Origin of the sequence: Streptomyces glaucescens, assembly GCF_002154375.1 — a bacterium.
GTDB classification, from domain to species: Bacteria; Actinomycetota; Actinomycetes; order Streptomycetales; family Streptomycetaceae; genus Streptomyces; species Streptomyces glaucescens.
The window spans coordinates 1-1,803 of the sequence record NZ_MUND01000764.1 but is presented as its reverse complement, the minus strand read 5'-3'; the positions used below and the strand labels follow the sequence as shown (position 1 = coordinate 1,803).

The 1,803-nt window shown below is 70.5% G+C and carries 2 protein-coding genes; one reads left to right on the top strand and one right to left on the bottom strand.

What is annotated here, in order from left to right:
* The first annotated feature begins 280 nt into the window (after positions 1–280).
* Positions 281–1,096 (top strand): IS5 family transposase, encoded by an 816-nt coding sequence (locus CCN42_RS36865; protein ID WP_086741668.1) that lies wholly within the window; start codon positions 281–283, stop codon positions 1,094–1,096.
* On the opposite strand, the gene CCN42_RS36860 is transcribed toward CCN42_RS36865, so the two are convergent.
* Positions 1,029–1,544, bottom strand: coding sequence for a hypothetical protein (locus CCN42_RS36860; protein WP_086741669.1), 516 nt, complete (start codon positions 1,542–1,544; stop codon positions 1,029–1,031). The two genes, CCN42_RS36865 and CCN42_RS36860, sit on opposite strands and share 68 nt — an antisense overlap.
* Between the last annotated feature and the right edge of the window lie 259 nt (positions 1,545–1,803).

The following is a 1,803-nucleotide window of genomic DNA, read 5'->3' as shown; positions in this document are numbered from 1 at the left end:
TGGCTGCCTAACTGGCTGTTCTCTATCCGCTCGGGTGGCCGGGTGGGGTTCGAACAGGAGCCTGGTTCGGGTGAGTCGGCCGGTGCCGATGCATGGAAGAAGGGCCTCTTGGTAGCTCGCGGATGTCGAGTCCAGCGAGGAGCAAGAGGCCCTGTTGTCGAAGTGTCGCGTGGTCACGGTTGCCGGGTCCAGTCCGTCCACTCCTGGGTGTGACTGTCTCGCCCACAGGTTCGGGAACGCGGCCGACCGGCCGGGGCGTCGGCCCCGGTACGGCTCGGACATGAGCGATGCCGAGTGGATCCTGGTGCGGGACCTGCTGCCGGTGCCGGGATGGCTGGCAGGTCGGGGCGGGCGGCCGGAGGGCTACTGCCACCGGCAGATGTTCGACGCGGTGCGGTACCTCGTCGACAACGGCATCAAGTGGCGGGCGATGCCCGCCGACTTCCCGCCCTGGCCACGGGTGTACGCCTTCTTCGCCCGCTGGCGGGATGCGGGACTCGTGGCCGAGCTGCACGACCGGCTGCGCGAGGCCGTCCGCGATTCCGAGGGCCGTGACCAGGAGCCGAGTGCGGCGGTCATCGACTCGCAGTCGGTGAAGGCGGACGCCACCGTCGCCCTGGCCGCGCGGGGCTTCGACGCCGGGAAGAAGATCAACGGACGCAAGCGACACTTGCTCACCGACACGCTCGGTCTGCTGCTGGCCGTGCTGGTCACGCCGGCGTCGACCACCGACCGGGATGCCGCACGCCTCCTGCTGACGGCGGCCAGGGACCGCTTCGGACGGCTGACACGGGTCTGGGCCGATGGCGGCTACACCGGCCACCTCGTCGACTGGAGTGCGGCACAGCTCGGCGTCGTTCTCGACATCGTCCGCCGCAGCGACGACATCAGCGGCTTCCAGGCGCTGCCCCGCCGCTGGGTCGTGGAACGGTCTTTCGCCTGGTGCCTGCGCAGCCGGCGCCTGGTCCGTGACTACGAGCGGCGCACCGACACCAGTGAAGCCGTCATCTGCTGGTCGATGACCATGCTCATGAGCCGCCGCCTGGCCGCCCACCGCCAGCAGCGTCGTGCTCCGACATCTGGGGAGGCAGCGTGAACCTGCCCGGTTTCTGCTCCACTAGCCAGCCTCGTTCCACCAGCCGCTTCAGCCGGGCCCTCGCGCCTTCGACGCGGGAGGCGGACGCGCTGTCCCAGCCCAGCACCACCGCTGCCCGTCGGGCACCGAGCCCGTCGCCTCCCGCATCGACCGCGGCGGTCATCAACGCCTGATAGTCCGGTGACAGTTCTTTCACCTCGGTGGCGTGTCGCCGGTGGGGCACCGCCCGGCGCGGTCCGACCGGCTTCTTTCGCGACACCTCACCGACCACGTCGGCGGGTGCGTTCTCCTCGGCCAGCGCCTCCAAGTACTGCTCCAGGCCGATCACCCGGCGCCGGTGCACCTCCTCGGCGTCCGCCAGAGCCGCCCGCACCCGTTCCAGCTCGGCTTCGAGTTGCTTCACCTGCGCGGCTGCGGTCTTCTGCCGCGTTTCCAGAACCGCCCGCATCGACGGCATCCGACACCTCCACGACACCTCGCCCGGCAACAAACCGAGGCTCCCGCGACAGCGGCTCCTTCATGCCTGACCAGCGAAGATGCCACACGAGGTTCGGAAAGAGAACGGCCTCTAAAGCCGTGGAGCCGACCACCCCAGCCACAGAGGGTTTCCTGCCTCAGCCCGCATGCACGCAGCGCGCCGCCGGGCGCGGCCAGCCGGGGCGGAGACAGGAGGCAGGCCGCGCCGCAGAGGCGGCGCGCGCCCGCGC